The organism is Stenotrophomonas maltophilia group sp. LNF247 (assembly GCF_054083135.1).
This window is the reverse complement of record NZ_JBSRQL010000015.1, coordinates 1-18389: the sequence shown is the minus strand read 5'-3', so window position 1 is coordinate 18389 and position 18389 is coordinate 1. Positions and strand designations below refer to the sequence as shown.

The 18389-nt window shown below is 68.1% G+C and carries 17 protein-coding genes; 11 read left to right on the top strand and 6 right to left on the bottom strand.

Translation table 11 applies throughout. The annotated features are described in order from the left end of the window. Nucleotides 1–17: 17 nt before the first annotated feature. The 3 genes from ACTXG9_RS14650 to ACTXG9_RS14640 are packed head-to-tail and all read right to left on the bottom strand — an operon-like array spanning nt 18 to nt 3250. Entirely contained in the window at nt 18–605 is a 588-nt protein-coding gene (locus ACTXG9_RS14650) for a cysteine dioxygenase family protein (protein ID WP_111099263.1), read from the bottom strand. A gap of 51 nt (nt 606–656) precedes the next feature. Continuing rightward, complete coding sequence (locus ACTXG9_RS14645; RefSeq protein WP_111099262.1) at nt 657–2279, bottom strand: carboxylesterase/lipase family protein; 1623 nt, start codon at nt 2277–2279, stop codon at nt 657–659. After that, the gene (locus ACTXG9_RS14640; protein WP_021204622.1) at nt 2276–3250 is read right to left on the bottom strand and encodes an alpha/beta hydrolase; all 975 of its coding nucleotides are present in this window, start codon (nt 3248–3250) and stop codon (nt 2276–2278) included. The genes ACTXG9_RS14645 and ACTXG9_RS14640 overlap by 4 nt, the downstream gene beginning before the upstream one ends. Nucleotides 3251–3424: 174 nt before the next feature. Between ACTXG9_RS14640 and ACTXG9_RS14635 the strand changes: the two genes are divergently transcribed. From ACTXG9_RS14635 to ACTXG9_RS14595, 9 genes are all read left to right on the top strand, one after another. Next, entirely contained in the window at nt 3425–4252 is an 828-nt protein-coding gene (locus ACTXG9_RS14635) for a 2-keto-4-pentenoate hydratase (RefSeq protein ID WP_019337392.1), read from the top strand. 40 nt (nt 4253–4292) lie between these two features. Continuing rightward, nucleotides 4293–5294 carry a TRAP transporter substrate-binding protein gene (locus ACTXG9_RS14630; RefSeq protein WP_021204623.1) on the top strand — a complete coding sequence of 334 codons (1002 nt, stop codon included), beginning with the start codon at nt 4293–4295 and terminating at the stop codon, nt 5292–5294. A 10-nt stretch (nt 5295–5304) separates the two neighbouring features. Beyond that, on the top strand, nt 5305–5835 hold the full coding sequence (locus tag ACTXG9_RS14625; protein ID WP_031270840.1) for a TRAP transporter small permease: 531 nt from the start codon (nt 5305–5307) through the stop codon (nt 5833–5835). A 3-nt stretch (nt 5836–5838) separates the two neighbouring features. Continuing rightward, nucleotides 5839–7122 carry a TRAP transporter large permease gene (locus tag ACTXG9_RS14620; protein WP_005421133.1) on the top strand — a complete coding sequence of 428 codons (1284 nt, stop codon included), beginning with the start codon at nt 5839–5841 and terminating at the stop codon, nt 7120–7122. 17 nt (nt 7123–7139) lie between these two features. Further along, nucleotides 7140–8729, top strand: a complete 1590-nt coding sequence (locus tag ACTXG9_RS14615; RefSeq protein ID WP_019337389.1) for a family 43 glycosylhydrolase — start codon at nt 7140–7142, stop codon at nt 8727–8729. A 39-nt stretch (nt 8730–8768) separates the two neighbouring features. Beyond that, nucleotides 8769–9827: a LacI family DNA-binding transcriptional regulator gene (locus tag ACTXG9_RS14610; protein WP_019337388.1), complete on the top strand. Its 1059-nt coding sequence runs from the start codon at nt 8769–8771 to the stop codon at nt 9825–9827. A gap of 197 nt (nt 9828–10024) precedes the next feature. Continuing rightward, complete coding sequence (gene kduI / locus ACTXG9_RS14605; RefSeq protein WP_019337387.1) at nt 10025–10873, top strand: 5-dehydro-4-deoxy-D-glucuronate isomerase; 849 nt, start codon at nt 10025–10027, stop codon at nt 10871–10873. 71 nt (nt 10874–10944) lie between these two features. Beyond that, nucleotides 10945–11700, top strand: coding sequence for a 2-dehydro-3-deoxy-D-gluconate 5-dehydrogenase KduD (gene kduD / locus ACTXG9_RS14600; protein WP_005421125.1), 756 nt, complete (start codon nt 10945–10947; stop codon nt 11698–11700). Nucleotides 11701–11801: 101 nt separating this feature from the next. Beyond that, nucleotides 11802–12902, top strand: coding sequence for a GDSL-type esterase/lipase family protein (locus ACTXG9_RS14595; protein ID WP_180832951.1), 1101 nt, complete (start codon nt 11802–11804; stop codon nt 12900–12902). Nucleotides 12903–12957: 55 nt separating this feature from the next. On the opposite strand, the gene ACTXG9_RS14590 is transcribed toward ACTXG9_RS14595, so the two are convergent. After that, on the bottom strand, nt 12958–13617 hold the full coding sequence (locus ACTXG9_RS14590; RefSeq protein ID WP_188250480.1) for a DMP19 family protein: 660 nt from the start codon (nt 13615–13617) through the stop codon (nt 12958–12960). Nucleotides 13618–13648: 31 nt separating this feature from the next. Continuing rightward, nucleotides 13649–14542 (bottom strand): phenylalanine 4-monooxygenase, encoded by an 894-nt coding sequence (phhA, locus tag ACTXG9_RS14585; RefSeq protein WP_021204627.1) that lies wholly within the window; start codon nt 14540–14542, stop codon nt 13649–13651. A 125-nt stretch (nt 14543–14667) separates the two neighbouring features. On the opposite strand from phhA, the gene ACTXG9_RS14580 reads away from it, so the two are divergent. Next, nucleotides 14668–15150 carry an Lrp/AsnC family transcriptional regulator gene (locus ACTXG9_RS14580; protein WP_004153377.1) on the top strand — a complete coding sequence of 161 codons (483 nt, stop codon included), beginning with the start codon at nt 14668–14670 and terminating at the stop codon, nt 15148–15150. 85 nt (nt 15151–15235) lie between these two features. Continuing rightward, on the top strand, nt 15236–17233 hold the full coding sequence (locus ACTXG9_RS14575) for a hypothetical protein (RefSeq protein ID WP_329866714.1): 1998 nt from the start codon (nt 15236–15238) through the stop codon (nt 17231–17233). A gap of 41 nt (nt 17234–17274) precedes the next feature. On the opposite strand, the gene ACTXG9_RS14570 is transcribed toward ACTXG9_RS14575, so the two are convergent. Further along, a complete protein-coding gene (locus tag ACTXG9_RS14570; RefSeq protein ID WP_021204629.1) occupies nt 17275–18267 on the bottom strand; it encodes a patatin-like phospholipase family protein in 993 nt (330 codons plus the stop codon). Nucleotides 18268–18389: the final 122 nt, after the last annotated feature.

Here is an 18389-nt window from a genome sequence, read left to right as displayed (position 1 = left end):
GCGTGATCCGGCGTGGGTCAGGACGCCTCGGTCTCCAGCCGTTTCATCCGGCGCTGGTACCAGCCATCATCCAATGGCTCGAACACCGCGCTGCGTTCCATCACGCCCTCGTAGACATGCAGCGACACGGCCACGTCCGCGTCGCTGGCGTTGCACAGCGTGTGGTACTCGTGCGGCGGAATCAGGCTGCCGGCACTACCGCAGTGGCCGTACAGCGTGGGCTGGGCGGCAAAGCGATGACGTTCGCCATCCTGTTCAATCAGCGCATAGGGAGTGACGATCAGTTCGCCCTGCCAGACGCCTTCCACGCACCACATCGCATCGTGGTCGTGCAGCGGCGTGCCCTGGCCTGGGCCCCAGCACATGGCGATGACGCTGTAGCCCAGGGTCGGGCTGCGGTGCAGTTCACGGCGTGCGTAATGCCCTTCGACCGGGCGCCGCACGCAGGGGGGCAGCTGGATGGACGGATCGACGATGGCCTCGCGCAGCACCTGCTGCAGCGCACCGGTGATGGCCTCCGGCGTGCCCAGCATCACCGCGGCATCGATCGCAGCGAACAGCCGCTCCCGGCCGGTGAATGACGGTGGCAAGGACATCGTTCCCATGCCCCGACTCTAGCCGAGAGGGGTTAACAGAATGTTTGCACCGCGGTGTCATCACTGCGTGCCGCGCTGCACGAACGGTACTTTTGCATACAGCGCACGTTCGCCGGCACGAGGATCGTCCACCACGCTGCTCTGGCGATCGAACAGCATGGTCTGCCGCCGGGGCAGCGCGTAGGGGGGCCATTGCGGCATTCCGCGATGATTGGGGTCGCCGTTGCGCGCGAAGGCGATCAGTGCGTCGCTCATTGTCGCCGCCAGCGTATGCGCGTCCGCGCCGCCACCGGTGCGTGCGCCGGGCAGGCCGGCGTTGTCGAACACCAGCGGGATGTCCAGCGTGTGGAAGGCGCGCAGCCGGCCTTGCTCCACCGGTGAGCCCCAGTCCAGCTGGTAGGCCCAGGTGGGCGCGGCCCCGCTGGGCTGGCGCGCACGCGCTTCCAGCTCCTCCACTGCGCCGCGCCAGGAACGTCCTGCGGTAGTGGCCGCGAAGAACACCTCCGAAGGCGTGTAATGCGGGTACAGGCGCCGGTACTCGGCGATCACCGTCTGCGGCAGCAGATCCACGAACTGCTGGCGTTGCAGCTGTGCCGGCAGCGTCTCCCAGGTCAAGGTGAAGTTGGCCGGATCGTTGCCGAGGAAGGCAAGGGTCTCGTCGCGCGTATTGCCGATGACCATCGGAATGCTGGCCGACTGCCGCGGCGCCTGCGGCCAGAACGGATGCACCGGAAGGGAGACTTCGTCCAGTACCGGCCCGAAGTACAGCGACGTGCTTTCCACCCGCGATGGATCGCGGGCACGGGTGGCTGCAAGCAGATCCGTGGCCGGGAGCCGCAGCAGGGCAGACAGGTCCTTTGCACCCACTGCCTCCATTGCGATGGCAGCGCGCTGCGCGGCGGCACGCGGGCCGGCCGCGGTGACCTGCTGCCCGCTCATCGTCCACGCGCGCTGGAACAGGCCGCGTGCCGCCGGCATCGCCATCAGCGTGGCGATCTTGGCGCCGCCCCCGGACTGGCCGAACACGGTGATGTTTCCAGCGTCACCGCCGAAGATCGCCGCGTGCTCGCGCACCCACTGCAGCGCCTGCACCAGGTCGAGCTGGCCGACATTCCCCGACGCGGCGTAGCGTGCGTCGCCAAGTGCGCCCAGGTACAGGTAACCGAAGGTGTTCAGCCGATGATTGAGGGTCACCACCACCACATCGCCGCGGCGGCACAGCGCACTGCCGTCGTACAGCGGATCGCTGCCGGAGCCGTTGTTGAACCCACCCCCGTGTATGTAGACCAGCACCGGGCGGCGACCGCCATCCCCCAGTGCGGGGGTCCAGACGTTGAGGAACAGGCAGTCTTCGCTGCCGGGGCCTTCCGCGCCGCCCTGCGGTGCGGCCGCGCCATAGTCCAGTGCATCGGCGATCCCGTTCCATGCCGCTTCCCGGCGTGGTGGCTGGAAGCGATGGGTGCCGGTATCGGCGCCGTAGCGCACGCCGCGGAATACCAGCACGCCTTGTTCATGCTGGCCGCGCAGGCGCCCCCCGCGCACGCGGACGATCGGCAGGCGTTCGTCGCGTGCAGCGGGCATCGCCGCTGCCGGCAGTGCCACCAGCGTGGCCGTGGCCAGCGCCCAGCGCGCGCTGTCGCGCAGGAAACGGCGGCGCTGCAGATCGTCGGGTGCTCCCGTCATCGGCTGCGCTCCGCATCCTTTCCTGCTGTCAGCCATGCCTGCGCCAGCGCTGGCCACTGCGCCAAGGTGGAGCCGGGCTGCAGGCGCATGCCGAAGCCGTGGCCACCATGGGCGAACACATGCAGTTCGTGCTCGACGCCCGCCCTGGCCAGCGCCTGCGCCATCACCTCGCTGTTGTGCACGCTGACCACGCGATCGTCGTTGGCATGGATCAGCATCGTCGGCGGCATGTCCGCACGCACGTGCTCCTGCACCGAGTACTGCGTCGCCAATGCGGGGTCAGGGCGCTCGCCCAGCAATCGCCCGCGCGAACCACTGTGCGCATGCGCGCCCATGTCGATGACCGGGTAGACCAGCACCGCCCGTGCCGGGCGCGCGCTCAGCTGATCGATCGCATCGCGTGCGGGATAGACCGGCGCATCGAAGCCGGTGGCCAGCCGCGCAGCCACGTGGCCGCCGGCGGAAAAGCCCATGACCGCCACATTGTCCGCCTCCAGGCCGCGGCGCGCGGCCTGGTCGCGCACGACCCGCAGCGCACGCTGGGCATCGGCCAGCGCCGCCTGGCGGTCCCTGCCCGGCTGCGGCAGGCGGTAGCGAAGCACGAACAGGGTGAAGCCTGCCCGCTGCACCCAGTCCGGCACCAGCGCGCTGCCCTCCTTGTCGATTACCACCCGCTGGTAGCCGCCGCCCGGAATGACCAGCACCGCCTGCCCGTTCGGACGTGGCGGCGCGTGCACGATCATGTATGGCGCATCGATCCCGTCCACGAACCGGTCCGGATGGGCCGGATCGGCGCTGCGCTCAACCACCCGCGCCTTCCGTGCCGGAGCGCTCTGGCCAGGTACCTGGCCGTCCGGCCACAGCGGCAGGCGTTCGCCCGCCACCTCCCCGGCAAGCCGCTGGCCGTCGCGCAGCGGGACGTCGCTGGCACGTGCCGGGGCAAGCGTCAACAGAACGCACAGGAACAGCACAAGAGGGGGCAGACGCATGGCGGACCGGGCTCCAGCGAAGGGTGGGCAGCGTGCCGCAGGCGCCCCGGAAGCGGGTGTGATGCGCTGCGGCTTGCGTGATGACACCGGTTTACCATATACACCTCCTGCAGACGCTGTCGATGGGCAGTGCAACAACGCAGAGGGAGACCGTTCTTGAGCAACGAACACGGCACACAGGGGCAGAGGCCGGCGCCGGACGGTGCAGCCGCCATCGCCCGCGCCTTCACCGATGCACGCCGCGCAGGCAAGGCCCTGCCCGCGTTCCCCGGAGAGATCCCCGTCGATCTGGTGGCTGCCTACCACGTGCAGGACCAGGCCATTGGCCTGTGGAGCGATACGGTGGTCGGCTGGAAGGTGGGTTACATCGCTGCCGAGCGCCGCGACGGCTCCGGCGATGAGCGCCTGCTGGGGCCGATCTTCAAACGTCAGCTCTGGAATGATACCGGTGGAACAACCGACATCCCGGTCTTCGTCGGGGGCTTCGGCGCAGTCGAAGCAGAGTACGTGCTGGAGCTGTTGGAGGACGCGCCGGCCGGACAGCTGGACTGGTCCCCGGAACAGGCCGAAGCGCTGCCTGCGCGCCTCTATATCGGCGTGGAAGTGGCCAGCAGCCCGCTGGCCACCATCAACGAACTTGGTCCGCGCGTGGTGGTGTCCGACTTTGGCAACAACAACGGCCTGGTGCTGGGCCCGGAGATCGTCGACTGGACCGCACGCGACGAAAACTCGCTGCGTGCCGAGACACTGATCGAAGGTGAGGTGGTCGGCACCGGTGGCGCCACCCGCCTGCCCGGTGGCCTGCGCGCGGCCTATGCCTTTGCGCTGTCCCGTTCGGCCCTGCGTGGCCGGCCGCTGCGCAAGGGCGACCTGATCGCCACCGGCAATGCCACCGGCATCCACGATATCGAGGCAGGACAAACGGCGCTGGTGCGCTTTGCCGGCTTCGGTGACATTGCCTGCCGGGCCGTGCCCGCGGGATGACCGCGGGGCTGCCCTGGTGAACACGCGCGGGAGGGCGCAGATGATCACACGACGTAACTTCCTGGCCGGTGGCGCTGCTGCCCTGGCCACCCCGATGCTCGCCGCCTGTGGCCGCGGGCCGGGCGGCGATATGGCCGGTGGCGCGCTGTTGACCGCCACCGACGTGCATGTGGCCGACTACCCTACCGTCACCGCGGTGAAGTGGATCGGCGAAACGCTGCAGCGCGAAACCAACGGTCGCCTGCGCCTGCGCCAGTACCACTCCGGCCAGCTGGGCCGCGAATCCGAGGCGATCGACATGGCGCGCTTCGGTGCCATCGATATCACCCGCGTGTATGCCGGTGCGCTGAACAATGCCTTTCCGCTGACCCAGGCGCTGTGCCTGCCCTACGTGTTCACGTCGGTGGCGCACCAGCGTGCCGCGCTGGATGACGGCGTGGCCGAAGCCGTGCTGCGCGGCTTCCAGGGCCGCGGCCTGGTCGGCCTGGCGATCTACGATTCCGGTGCACGCTGCTTCTACAACACCAAGCACCCCATCGTTTCGCCCAAGGACCTGCACGGCCTGAAGCTGCGCGTCGCCTCATCGGACATCTTCATCCAGCTGATGCGCCTGCTCGGCGCCAATCCGACGCCGATGTCGCTGGGCGACACGTTCTCCGGGATGGAAACCCACATGATCGACGGCGCCGAGAACAACATGCGCAGCTTCCATTCCAGCCGCCACTTCGAAGCGGCGCACTACTGGTCGCAGAGCGACCATTCGTACGCGCCGGATGTGTTGCTGATGTCGCGCGCCAGTTTCGAACGCCTGTCGCCTGACGACCGCCAGCTGCTGCTGCAGACCGCGCGCGCGTCGGTGAAGGTGATGCGCGAGCAGTGGGATGCGTCGGAGGACGCCGCACGCCGCGCCGTCCTGGCCTATGGGGTGAAAGCCAACGAGGTGGACATGCCCGCCTTCCGCACCGCCGCCCAGCCGCTGCTGCAGCAGTACCTGCAGCAGCCGGAGATCGCCGCGCTGGTCGACCGCATCCGCGCCGCCTGAGGACACTGCCATGATCGAGACGACGACGCCCGCCACCGGGCCTGGCCAGCGCCTGCTGGACCGCATCGCCGACATCGCCATCTACGGCGCCGTTGCTGCCCTGCTGGGGCTGGTGGTGGTGCAGGGCTGGCAGGTGTTCGCGCGCTACGTGATCAACGATTCGCCCAGCTGGACCGAGCCGGTCACGCTGCTGCTGCTGGCCACGGCGATGAGCCTGGGTGCCGCCTGCGGTGTGCACACCAACCGCCACTTCGGCTTCTTCCTGCTGCATGCCTGCCTGGGCCCCGGCCTGCGCCGTGCGGTGGACGTGCTGGTGCAGCTGGTGGTGGCGGTGCTGGGAGGCTTCATCGCCTTCTGGTCGGGTGATCTGCTGCTCGACGGCCTGGACATCAAGACCGCCGGCGCCGATCTGCCGCAGAGCATCAACTACCTGCCACTGGCGGTGGGCGGCGGGCTGATGCTGCTGTTCGCGCTGAACCGTGCGTGGAACGCGCTGCAGGCCCGCGCCACCGGCGCCGAAGACGCTGAAGGAGATCGTTGATCCATGGGTATCACCATCCTGTTCTCCGTGTTTGCCGTGCTGCTGCTGCTCGGCGTGCCGGTGGCCTACGCGCTGGCCGCTGCCGCGCTGGCCACCCTGCTCTACCTGGATATCCCCAGCATCGTGCTGGTGCAGCAGATCTCGGCCGGTACCGGCTCGGCCTCGCTGATCGCCATTCCGTTGTTCATCTTCGCGGGCGAGATCATGATGCGCGGCGGCATCTCCGAGCGCCTGATCGCCCTGGCCTCGTCGCTGGTGGGGCGCTTGCGCGGTGGCCTCGGCCAGGTCTCGATCCTGTCCTCGCTGTTCTTCGGCGGCGTGTCCGGCTCGGCCATCGCCGACGTTTCGGCGGTCGGCGGCACGATGATCCCGCAGATGGTCAAGCGCGGCTACGACCGCGATTTCGCCGTCAACGTCAGCATCACCGCCGCGCTGGTGGCGCTGCTGGTGCCTCCGTCGCACAACCTGATCCTGTTCTCCGCTGCCGCCGGCGGGGGCCTGTCCATCGCCGACCTGTTCGCCGCCGGCATTGTCCCTGCGCTGCTGATGACGCTGGCGCTGATGGTCACCGGCTATGCGGTCGCACGTCGCCGCGGCTATGGCGTGGAGGTCTTTCCCGGCTGGCGTGCCGTGGCCCTGCGCATCGTCTCCGCCCTGCCCGGCCTGGGCCTGGTCGCGCTGATCTTCATCGGTATCCGTGCCGGCATCTTCACCGCAGTGGAAAGCGCAGCCATCGCCGTGGTCTACGCCTTGCTGGTGACCACCGTGCTGTACCGGCAACTGCGCTGGCGCGAGTTCTTCGACACCGTCATCCACGCTGCGCGCAGCACGGGCGTGATCCTGTTCGTGATCGCCACCGCTGCCGTGTTTGGCTGGCTGCTGGCCTACCTGCAGGTGCCCGCAGCCGCCGTCGAGTTCCTGCAGTCGTTCGCGCACAGCCAGTTCATGGTGCTGCTGATGATCGTGGTGATGCTGCTGCTGCTGGGCACCTTCATGGACCTGGCGCCGATGATCCTGATCTGCACGCCGATCTTCCTGCCGGTGGCGCGCGCCTACGGCATCGATCCGATCCACTTCGGCCTGGTGCTGGTGCTCACCGGTGGCCTGGGTCTGGTCACGCCCCCGGTGGGCTCGGTGCTGTTCATCGGCACGGCCATCGGCAAGATCAGCGTGGGCCAGAGCATGCGCACGATCTGGCCGTTCTGGTTCGCCGCGCTCGCCGTGCTGCTGGTCGTGGCCTTCTTCCCCTCACTGTCGTTGTGGCTGCCCGCCGCGCTGCGCGGCTGAGCCACAAGGAGACTGCCATGCGTGCACTGTGTATCGCCGCCACCATCACTCTGCTTGTGCTGTTGCTGCCGGCACGGCCTGCACCCGCGGCGGAGCCCGCGCGCGCGCCGGCGCAGTGGGCGCGGGGGCTGGAACACCAGCGCCAGGCGGACCGGGGCGATGGCACGTTCCTCAATCCGGTGCTGGCCGGTGACCATCCGGATCCCTCGGTGCTCAAGGACGGGGACGATTACTACCTCACGCTGTCGTCGTTCGACGCCTACCCCGGCCTCCCGATCTGGCACTCGCGCGACCTGGTGAACTGGCAGCCGCTGGGACATGCGGTCACCCGCAACGTGGGGGCGATCTGGGCGCCGGACATCGTCAAGCATCGGGGGCGCTACTTCATCTACTTCCCGGCCCGCACCGGCGAGCGCCGCAGCAACTTCGTGGTCTGGGCCGATGACATCAAGGGCCCGTGGAGCGCGCCGATCGACATCGGCCTGGGTGGCTACATCGATCCCGGCCATGCAGTGGGTGAAGACGGCAAGCGCTACCTGTTCCTCAGTGGCGGTGATTACGTGCAGCTGGCCGACGACGGGTTGAGCGTGGTCGGCACGCCGAAACACGTCTATGACGGCTGGCGCTACCCGCAGGACTGGGACGTTGAGGCCTACGCGCAGGAAGGCCCGAAGATCCACGTCCGCGACGGCTGGTACTACATGACCACGGCAGTGGGCGGCACCGCCGGTCCGCCGACCGGGCACATGGTGATCACCGCGCGCTCGCGTTCGATCCACGGACCATGGGAGAACGCGCCCAACAACCCGATTACGCGCACGCAGTCGGCGGCCGAGCCCTGGTGGTCACGCGGCCACGCGACGGTGATCGAAGGGACCGATGGACGCTGGTGGATGATGTACCACGGGTACGAGAACGGCTTCTGGACGCTGGGTCGGCAGGCCCTGCTCGAACCGATCGAATGGACCGCTGACGGCTGGTTCCGGGCCACGGGCGGAGACCTTGGTCAGCCACTGCGCAAGCCGGCCGGACAGGCGCTGTCGCCGCATGGCATGGCGCTGTCGGATGATTTCCGCGGCAGCACGCTTGGCCCGCAGTGGGCGTTCTTCAACCCGGCGCAGGATGAGTACCGCCGGCTGGGTTTCAGTGGCAACGGCCTTGTCCTGCAGGGCAAGGGCAGCACGCCGCGCGACGCCTCGCCGCTGACCACCATCGCCGGCGACCGGGCCTATCAGTTCGAGGTGGAGATGGAGATCGCCCCCGGTGCCGTGGGCGGCGCGCTGCTGTTCTACAGCGACCGGCTGTACGCGGGCGTGGGCAGCAACGGCGAGTCGTTCATCATGCATCGCTACGGCGAGGAGCGCCCTGCCCGACCGGCCCCGGGCCGCGGCGGCCGGCTGTGGTTGCGGGTGACCAACAACCGCCACATCGTCACCTTCCACTCCAGCACCGACGGGCACACTTGGCAGAAGTATCCGGTTCAGATGGAAGTGTCCGGTTACCATCACAATGTCGCGGGCAGGTTCCTGGCGTTGAAGCCGGCGCTGTATGCGGCCGGCGACGGTGCGGTAACCTTCCGCAACTTCCGCTACCGCGCGCTGGACTGAGCGCGGAGCCGGAATCCCCAGACTTACCGGGTTCAAAACATGTCAGTGCGCAACAAGAACGATGCCGCTACGCCGGCATTGGCGAAGGGCAAGGCAGCCACCATCAACGACATCGCGCGACTGTCGGGTGTATCCAAGAAAACGGTTTCAAGAATCATCAACAACTCGCCACTGGTGCGCAAGGACACGCGCGACAAGGTGGAAGCGTTGATGCGTGAAGTGGGCTATACGCCCGATCCATTGGCCCGCGGGCTGGCGTTCCGCCGCTCCTTCCTGATCGGCATGGTCTACGACAACCCCACCGCGCAGTACATCGTGGACATGCAGTACGGCGCGCTGGATGCATTGCGTGGATCCAGTTTCGAGCTGGTGGTGCATCCCTGTGACAGCCGCAGCCCCGGCTACATCGAAGGCGTGCGTCGCTTCGTGCAGCAGCAGAAGCTGCACGGCGTGATCCTGGTGCCGCGTGCCTCGGAAGACCAGGCGCTGGCGGACATGCTCGATGAGATCGGCTGCCGGTTTACCCGCGTGGCAGCGCTGCCGCTGGACGAAAGCTCGCAGATGGTGGTCACCCATGACCGCGATGGTGCGGCCGAAGCCGCCGACTACCTGCTCTCGCTCGGCCACCGTGACATTGCCCTGGTGACCGGTCCCAGCGCCTACCGTTCGGCCCATGAACGTACCGCCGGCTTCATCGACGCACTGTCGCAACGCGGTATCGAGCTGCCGAAGGACCGCATCATCGAGGCCGGCTACACCTTCGAATCCGGTGTCGCCGCTGCCGAGAAACTGCTGCTGGGCAAGCGCCGCCCGACCGCCATCTTCACCGGCAACGATGAAATGGCCGCCGGTATCTACAAGGTGGCGCTGCGCGCGGGCATCAACATTCCGCGCCAGCTGTCCATTGTCGGCTATGACGACAGCCCGCTTGCCTCGCGCCTGTGGCCCTCGCTGACCTCGGTGCGCCGGCACACGCGCGATACCGGACGCACCGCCGCGGCGATGCTGATCCAGCCCGAAGGCCAGGCCGCGCTGCCCATTGCCAGCGTGCGGCCGCACCTGATCGTCCGCGATTCCTGCCAGCCGCCGGAGGATTGATCCCCAAGGATCAATCCTGCAGGTCACGACCTCTGGTCGTGACACGCCCCTGCCCCATCCACCCGATCCACCGCGCCCTGCCCGGGCCATCCCGGCATCGTGCGACGCAAAATGACACCGGTTTCCTGTCTGGCTAGAATCGACCGTGAACCGCGCCGGGGCCGACCCGTCGGCCCGCCCCCCGCTCTGGAGACGCCATGTACAGCAAGACCCATTACGCCACCCATCCCGATGCCATCCACGGTGCCAGCAACGACCAGCTGCGTGACCTGTACCTGCTCGATGGCCTGTTCAACGCCGGTGCGGTGACCCTCAAGTACACCCACTACGAGCGCTTCGTGATTGGTGGCGCCGCCCCGGTGGACGCACCGCTTGCGCTGCCGACCCAGACCGAACCCGCTTCGGCCGCAGGCCACCCGTTCCTGGAGCGCCGGGAACTGGGCGTGATCAACGTCGGCAGCGGCACTGGTACGGTCACCGTGGATGGCACCGGCTACACGCTGGGTCCGAAGGACGGTCTGTACGTGGCCATGGGCAGCAAGGAGGTCGTGTTCGCCTCGCAGGACGCCGCCAACCCCGCCCAGTTCTATCTGGCCTCGACCCCGGCCCATGCCCGCTTCGAAACCAGGCAGCTGTCCATCAAGGACGCCGTTGCACTGGACCGCGGCGCGCTGGAAACCAGCAACGAGCGCACCATCTACCAGTACATCGTGCCGGCCACCTGCCAGTCCTCGCAGCTGCTGCTGGGCCTGACCGTGCTCAAGCCGGGCAGCGTGTGGAACACCATGCCGCCGCACCTGCACGACCGTCGCAGCGAGGTCTACTTCTACTTCGACCTGGGTGACAGCGACCGCGTCTACCACTTCATGGGCGAGCCGGCCGCGCAGCGTCACATCGTGATCCAGAACAACGAAGCGGTCGTGTCGCCGCCGTGGTCGATCCACATGGGCGCCGGCACCAGCAACTACGCCTTCATCTGGGCGATGGGTGGCGAGAACCTGGACTACACCGACATGCACGTGCTGGACATCTGCCAGCTCAAGTAAGCCCGCCTGGCCGCCGCGCACCGTGTGCCGGCCGTCGACACCGCTCGTCTCTATCAAGGAACGCATACGAAATGGCTAATCCCTTCAGCCTGGAAGGCAAGGTCGCTCTGGTAACCGGTGGCAATACCGGTCTGGGCCAGGGCATCGCCGTGGCACTGGCCGCCGCTGGCGCCGACGTGGCCGTGGCCGGCATCGCCCCGCCCACCGATACCATCGAAAAGATCACCGCGCTGGGCCGCCGCTGCCTGGCCATCGAAGCCAACCTGATCAGCATCGAGCCGGTGGCGCGCGTGGTCCGCGAGACCATCGAAGGCCTCGGCGGGTTGGACATCCTGGTCAACAACGCCGGCCTGATCCGCCGCGCCGATGCGGTGGACTTCAGCGAGCAGGACTGGGACGACGTGATGAACGTCAATCTCAAGTCCGCGTTCTTCATTTCGCAGGCCGCCGGCCGCCACTTCATCGAACAGGGCCACGGCAAGATCATCAACATCGCTTCGATGCTGTCCTTCCAGGGCGGTATCCGCGTGCCGTCGTACACCGCCAGCAAGAGCGGCATCGCCGGCATCACCCGGCTGCTGGCCAACGAGTGGGCGGGCAAGGGCATCAACATCAATGCCATCGCCCCGGGCTACATGGCCACCGACAACACCGCCCAGCTGCGCGCCGACGAAGCGCGCAACAAGGCGATCCTGGAGCGCATCCCGGCCGGTCGCTGGGGCACGCCGGATGACCTGGCCGGTGCGGCGGTGTTCCTGGCTTCGTCGGCGTCGGATTACATCAACGGCGCCGTGCTGCCGGTCGATGGTGGCTGGCTGGCGCGCTGACGCGTGATCCGCGGTGGTGCCGGCCGCTGGCCGGCGTCCTGGCAATGCTTCCGCCGTTCATGAGGTTGCCGGGCAGCGGCCGGCACTACCGGAGACCGGACATGCGCACCCTGTTGCCTTTGTTGTTGCTGCTGTCGTGCACCACCGCGCAGGCGGCGCCCGTGCGGGTCTTCATTGCCGGTGACTCCACTGCGGCCGCATACGGCCCCGAGCGCGCGCCGCAGGCCGGCTGGGGCCAGGCGCTGCAGAGCTACCTGGACCTGGCGCGCTTGGAGGTGCACAACCACGCCAAGGGCGGGCGCAGCACGCGCAGTTTCATCGAGGAAGGGCGCCTGGAGGCCATCGCCGCCGAGCTGCGCCAAGGCGACGTGCTGCTGATCCAGTTCGGCCACAACGATGCGAAGTTCGAAGACCGCACGCGCTACACCGATCCGGACAGCGACTACCCACGCCTGCTGATGCGTTACGTACAGGTGGCCCGCGCAAAGGGCGCCACGCCGGTGCTGGTCACGCCGGTGGCGCGGCTGCTGTACGACTTCGGTTCACTGCTGGATACGCATGGCCGCTACACGCAGTCGATGAAGGCGTTGGCCGCGCGCGAGCAGATTGCGCTGATTGATCTGAATGACCGCAGCATGCGCTGGATCCGCGCGCTGGGTGAGGAGGGCGCGCGACCCTACTTCCTGTTCGTGCCCGAACAGAACAAGGCCGACGGCACCCATTTAAGCGTGGCCGGCGCACATGCGGTGGCCTGCCTGGTAGTGCGCGAGGCGGTGCCGCTGCTACCCGCGCTGCAGCCGGCGCTGGTGCGGGATATCGACTGCGACGTGGTGGCGGAAGGGCAGGGTAGCGACCCAGCCCTGCCCTCGCAGGTGGTGCACGAAGACAGTGTTGTGCGCACGCAAGCAGGCCCGCACGGCGGTGCCGGCCCGACCACGGCGTATCCGTTCTTCGCCGATGCCGAAGGGCTGCCGTTCGTGCTGCGCAAGCGTGTGCTGCACAAAGGCGCGGGCATCGGCCTGCATCCGCAGCACAAGGACGAGATCTATTACATCGTCAGTGGGCAGGGCAGTTATGTGCTGGATGGCAGGCAGTACGACGTGCACGCCGGGCACGCGCTGCTGACCCGCAAGGGCAGCCACCATGCGCTGCAGCAGGTGGGTGAGGAGGATCTGGTGGTGCTGCTGGTGTACCCGCGCTGATTGAAACGTAGCCGAGCATGGGCTCGGCTCTACGGAACAGCGCCGGCGTGCATGGTCATCGTCGTTCGACAGGCTCCGGGCCGAAGTGCTTCAGCCCCAACCTGGCCAAGTCTTCCGGTCGCTCGAAATAGGCTTCGTCGAAGGCGTGCAGCGTCTCCTGCTCCTGTTCGGTCATCGCGCCGTACAGGTCGGTCAGTTGCTTGACCGCCGGGTCATCTTCCAGCCGGTCGACCAGCCCGCGCATGCCGGCCAGGATCGCGTGGGTCTTCGCCGCGCCCATCGCCTGCAGCGCACGCAACGCCAGCTGGCAGGTCGGGTCGCCCCAGTTGCACAGGAACTGCATGAAGCCGCCGTTGTTGATGTCGGCCTCCATGCGCCACAGCGCCACCAGCTGCTGGTCTTCGTCGGACAGCGCATCCAGCGTCCACGCGGCTGCCTTCAGTCGCGCCAGCGCGGCCTCGTAGCGGTCTTCCCAGACCTGGTTGAGGATATCGACCACGCCAGCCTCGCGCGCCGGCAGCAGCGCCGGCCAGTTCACGCCCAGGCCATCGGCGGTGGCGACCCACCGCGCGCGTTGCCCTGCATCGGCTTCGAACAACGCAGGTACCCAGCGCAGCGGCTGGCGGGTACGGCAGCCATCGGCCAGGGTCAGCAGGATGAAGTCGTCGTCGAAAGCGACATCGGTTACGCGCAGCGAAGCAAATGCATCAGTCATGCCGTGCAGGATAGCCGCGCGGCAGCGCGCATCACACGTCGCCGCCGTCCGCCCAGCCTTCACCCGTGCCGGCCTGGAACACGTGATCGTCAGCCTGCACGTCACCGGCAGGCAGGTGCGCCTGGTCGGCCAGTGCCGCGTAGATCGGGGTGAAGTCCGGCGACGTCGCCTGCATCAGCTGTTCAAAGCTGTCGATGACGAAGTAGGTCTTCTGGAAGGTGTCGATGCGGTACTTCGTTCGCATGATCCGCTGCAGGTCGAAACCGATGCGGTTGGGTGCGGCCGATTCCAGCGAGTACAGCGACTCGCCCTTGGACGACACGATGCCGGCACCGTAGATGCGCAGGCCGTCGAGCGTGTCGATCAGGCCGAACTCCACCGTGTACCAGTACAGGCGGGTGAGGTTCTGCAGCGCGTCCGGGCCGATCGCGTGGGCTTTGACGCCGCCACGGCCATAGGCCTCCATGTAGTCGGCGAACACCGGGTTCATCAGCAGCGGCACATGGCCGAACAGGTCGTGGAACAGGTCCGGCTCGGCGATGTAGTCGATCTGGTCCGGGCGACGGATCCACCAGGTCACGGGAAAGCGGCGGTTGGCCAGGTGGTCGAAGAAATCCAGTTCCGGCAGCAGGCCTTCGACGCCGACCAGGGTCCAGCCGGTGGCCGCGCCCAGCACTTCGTTGAGCTGGTCGAAGCGCGGAATCATGTGCGCGTTCATGCCCATCTCGTCCTGCGCGTCCAGGAATTCCTGGCAGGCACGGCCGACCAGCAGCTCGCGCTGGCGCTGGTACAGCGTGCTCCAGGTGGCGTGGTCGTCGGCGCTGTAGGTGTCCCACGGCTGCTCGACGAGCGCGGTGGTGTACACCGGCACGTAGCCCTTGTCGGTCTGCTGGTGTTCGACGCGGCGGGGCTGGGCGAGGTCCATGGGGCACTCCTTGAAGGGATAGCCACGATGCTAGGGCAGGGCGCGCGCAACAGGGTTGCAAAAGTTGCGCCGATTGGCATTGTTGGCGCAATATCCTTGCGCAGTCACCATGTTGCGGAGCAGCAATGGCCGGAGAAGTCCAGTTTGATCGCACGGATATACGCCTGCTGGCTGAAATCCAGCGGGATGGGCGCGCCACCAACGCGGAGCTGGCGACTCGGGTGAACCTGTCGCCCTCGGCCTGCCTGCGCCGCCTGCAGCGGCTGGAAAGCGAGGGCGTGATCGTCGGCTACGGCGCGCGGCTGGAGCCGCGGCAGCTGCGCCTGGGCCTGCAGGCCTTCGTGCGCGTGCAGTTGGAAAAGCACGACCAGGCCGCCATCGGCCACTTCGTGGACAGCGTGCAGGGCTGGGACGAGGTGGTGGCCTGCCATGCGCTGACCGGCGACATGGACTACCTGCTGCACGTCTACGTGCGCGACCTGGAGCACTTTTCGCACTTCCTGCTGGACCGCCTGCTCAACGCCGGCGGCGTGGCCGACGCCAATTCCAGCTTCGTGCTGCGCACGGTGAAGGGTTTCCAGGCATTGCCGTTGTCGCAGCTGGAATGAGCGCAGCGGCGATTTGACGCGGCCGGGCGGGTAGCCGAGCATCACCGCCCTGCGCGCGCCGCAGCGTTCCTTTCCGGTTCCACGCATGTCCGAACTCCAGCACCCGGTGCCCACCACCATCTTCCTGCCGCTGCAGCGCAAGTCGCTGGCACGTTACATCGCTCACGGCACGCCGCCGCAGACGGCAGTGGAGCAGGCCGGGCTGATGGCCGCGCAGTTGTGCCGGACGCGCCTGCATCCAGCGGCCGAGATCGAACGCCTGCTGCATGATGCCTGCGCGCTGTTTGCCGGCAACGAAGGCGCCGCCGCGCAGCTGGCCGGCCCCGGTGGCGGAGGCCAGCCGGAGCTGGATGCCTGGCTGACCGCATTGGCCGCCCACGGCGTGCTGCTGGCGCCGGCGCAGATCCTGCAGGACGTCATCGCGCAGTCGCCATTGGAGTATCCGGGCCTGGCCCTGCAGCAGGCCTGCCAGGAAACCCTGACCGAGCATGAGATCCGCTTTCCCGCCACCTTTTCCAGTGACGAGGCGCTCACGCAGGATGACGTGGCCGCCGAGGACGCGCGTGCGGTCGAACACCATGGCCTGTACACCTCCGAGCAGGCCCGCGTGCTGCGCGCCATCGCCGCCAACCCCGATGAGCTGATCGACCTCGATGGCTATGCCGGCACCGGCAAGGGCCACCTGGTGCTGGCGCTGATGGAGGCGCGGCCCGGCCGCTACACCTACGTGGCGCCCTCGCGTGGGCAGGTGGAAGCCTTCCGCAGCCGCGTGCCGGCCAGCACCGCGGTGCGCCTGCTGACCCAGATCGAGTTCGCCAACCGCGTGGCGCAGCATGCCGCGCGCAGCGGCCACACCGGTGGCTTCGTTGCCAGCTACCGGCGCAGCACCCGCACGCCGCGCGAGATTGCCGGCCGCATCGGCCTGCAGGGCATCGGTGGGCGCAGCCCGGAGCAGGTGCTGCTGACTGCGTTCGAGGCCATCAACCGTTGGTGCGCGTCGTCGGCACCGGGCTTGGCGTTCCAGCATTTCGACCGTTCGGTGCCCGCCGCGATGCTCGACGTGTCACCGTACATGGCGGCTGCCGAGCACGTCTGGCGCTGCATGTTCGACGCCGAGCTGCAGCGGGGCACGCTGCTGAGCCTCAGCCCGGCGCACATCGGCAAGTGGTTGGCACTGCGCGGCGTTACCCCGCCGCTGGACATGGGCATGCTGCTGGTGGACGAGGCGCATGACCTCAGCCCGTCGTGGAAGCAGTTGCTGGCCGGCCATGCGCCTGGCGTGGTCAGTCTGGGCGATCCGCATCAGTGCCTGTCCGGCACGGTGCCGCGCTGGGGCGCGTCGAAGGTGCTGGAAATGCACCAGTCGGTGCGCCAGGGCAACCAGGTCGAGGGCCTGGTCAACCAGACCCTGGCGCTGGATGGACTGGGCCAGGACAGTGGGCCGTTCGTCGGTGCCGCCGACCGCGCCACCGGTGTGCTGCATTACCGCCACTGGGCGCAGGTACCAAGCGAGGGCCTGCGCATCCATGGCAGCGTCGCAGATCTGGCCCTCGATGCGGCGCAGCTGCAGGCGCTCGGGCTGCGGCCCTACCTGCATCCGGCATCGCTGCGCGCGCTGCGCGGTGTGTTGCAGCGCCCGCTGGATGCGTGGCGCCGTCGCCACGCCAGCGCATCGGACCCGGAGTGGGAGCGCTTCCTGGCCACGCAGGCCGACGAAGGGCAGGGCGCGCTGGTCGAACTGTTTGCGTCTGCCGATCGGGTGCAGTCACTGCTGCAGGCGCTCGATGACCAGGACACGCCCGCTGAAGGGCGGGTGGCGCTGTGCCTGGCCGAACACGCGAAGAACCTGCAGTTCGACGTGGTCTCACTGTCACCCGGTTGCTTCAGTGCGGGGCAGGGCGGGCGCATCTGGCACAACCCGGTGCGCGCGGTCTATCTGGCACTCACCCGTGCGCGACGCCAGCTGCATGTGCCGGCCGATGGCATGGAACAACTGCAGCACACGGCGACACTGCAGGAGCAGGCCCGTCAGGCGCGCAGGCGCGAGCGGCAGCAGGCCAGCGGTTACCGGCCTGCGCGCTAGAACGCGCGCGTCGCTGTCTGGCAGCGACACGCCGGCTCAGCTCAGCACTTGTCCTTGCGGCCCATCAGCCTGCCCAGGCGCGAGGCTTCCTCGCACTTCGGCGCGGCCACGGGTGCCGGTGCGGCGGCCGCGGCGCGTGCACGCTGCAGCTGCTGGATCTTCGCGCGGATCTGCGGCATCGCGGCCATTGCGGCCTTTTCGCCCTCCAGGATCGCGGTGCCACGCTGGCTGAAATCGGCGGCGCCGATGTCCAGCACCTTCGGGCGGATGACGATGTCGGCGCGTGCCAGTTCCTGCTCGCCCAGGCGCTGGCCCATGATCGAGATGGACTGGTTGACGATGCCCAGCATGTCGGTCGGCGCCTTGCCGCTGGCCTTGCTGGAGATGTCCACGGCGATCACGAAGTCGGCGCCGAGCTGGCGCGCGGCATCGACCGGCACCGGGCTCACCACGCCGCCATCGATGTAGTTGCGGCCACCGATCTTCACCGGTTCGAACACGCCGGGAATGCTGCTGGAGGCGCGCACGGCCTGGCCGACGTTGCCGCGCACGAAGATCGCGCGCTCGCCTGTTTCCAGCTGGGTCGCGACGGCGGCGAACGGCTTCTTCAGGCGCTCGGCGGGGCGGTTGGCGACCTGCTCGTTGACGTAGTCCTGCAGCTTCTGGCCCTGCACCAGGCCACCGGAGAACAGGCGCACGTCGCGGATGCTGGCTTCATCCAGCGCCACTGCCTTGCTCTGCATCTGGAACGCATCCATGCCGCTGGCATACAGCGCGCCGACCACGCTGCCGGCACTGGTGCCGGACACCACGGCCGGTTCGAAGCCATTGGCCTCCAGCATCTTGATCACGCCGATGTGGGCGAAGCCCTTGGCTGCGCCACCACCGAGGGCGATACCGATCTTCACCGGCTTGGCCTGCGGTACCACGGTTGGCGCCGGCGGCGGCGCAGGGCGGACCGGGTCGCCACCGCAGCCGGCCAGCAGGCCGATCAGGGCGACGGACAGCAGCATGCGGGGTCGGAACAGGCTCATCGGCAGTGCGCTCGCGGCGCCGGATTCAGGAAAGGGCGCCAGCATACCGAAGGTGCCGCAGGGCGGGCAGGGTAGGTCGGCCCGCCCATTCATCGGATGCTTCGGGTAGTGCCGGCCGCTGA

Excerpts from the sequence above, each read along its gene's own strand:
- ACTXG9_RS14650 (WP_111099263.1), bottom strand. The coding sequence starts at position 605 with ATGGGAACGATGTCCTTGCCACCGTCATTCACCGGCCGGGAGCGGCTG.
- ACTXG9_RS14645 (WP_111099262.1), bottom strand. The coding sequence starts at position 2,279 with ATGACGGGAGCACCCGACGATCTGCAGCGCCGCCGTTTCCTGCGCGAC.
- ACTXG9_RS14630 (WP_021204623.1), top strand. The coding sequence starts at position 4,293 with ATGATCACACGACGTAACTTCCTGGCCGGTGGCGCTGCTGCCCTGGCC.
- ACTXG9_RS14625 (WP_031270840.1), top strand. The coding sequence starts at position 5,305 with ATGATCGAGACGACGACGCCCGCCACCGGGCCTGGCCAGCGCCTGCTG.
- ACTXG9_RS14620 (WP_005421133.1), top strand. The coding sequence starts at position 5,839 with ATGGGTATCACCATCCTGTTCTCCGTGTTTGCCGTGCTGCTGCTGCTC.
- ACTXG9_RS14615 (WP_019337389.1), top strand. The coding sequence starts at position 7,140 with ATGCGTGCACTGTGTATCGCCGCCACCATCACTCTGCTTGTGCTGTTG.
- ACTXG9_RS14610 (WP_019337388.1), top strand. The coding sequence starts at position 8,769 with ATGTCAGTGCGCAACAAGAACGATGCCGCTACGCCGGCATTGGCGAAG.
- kduI (WP_019337387.1), top strand. The coding sequence starts at position 10,025 with ATGTACAGCAAGACCCATTACGCCACCCATCCCGATGCCATCCACGGT.
- kduD (WP_005421125.1), top strand. The coding sequence starts at position 10,945 with ATGGCTAATCCCTTCAGCCTGGAAGGCAAGGTCGCTCTGGTAACCGGT.
- ACTXG9_RS14595 (WP_180832951.1), top strand. The coding sequence starts at position 11,802 with ATGCGCACCCTGTTGCCTTTGTTGTTGCTGCTGTCGTGCACCACCGCG.
- ACTXG9_RS14590 (WP_188250480.1), bottom strand. The coding sequence starts at position 13,617 with ATGACTGATGCATTTGCTTCGCTGCGCGTAACCGATGTCGCTTTCGAC.
- phhA (WP_021204627.1), bottom strand. The coding sequence starts at position 14,542 with ATGGACCTCGCCCAGCCCCGCCGCGTCGAACACCAGCAGACCGACAAG.
- ACTXG9_RS14580 (WP_004153377.1), top strand. The coding sequence starts at position 14,668 with ATGGCCGGAGAAGTCCAGTTTGATCGCACGGATATACGCCTGCTGGCT.
- ACTXG9_RS14575 (WP_329866714.1), top strand. The coding sequence starts at position 15,236 with ATGTCCGAACTCCAGCACCCGGTGCCCACCACCATCTTCCTGCCGCTG.
- ACTXG9_RS14570 (WP_021204629.1), bottom strand. The coding sequence starts at position 18,267 with ATGAGCCTGTTCCGACCCCGCATGCTGCTGTCCGTCGCCCTGATCGGC.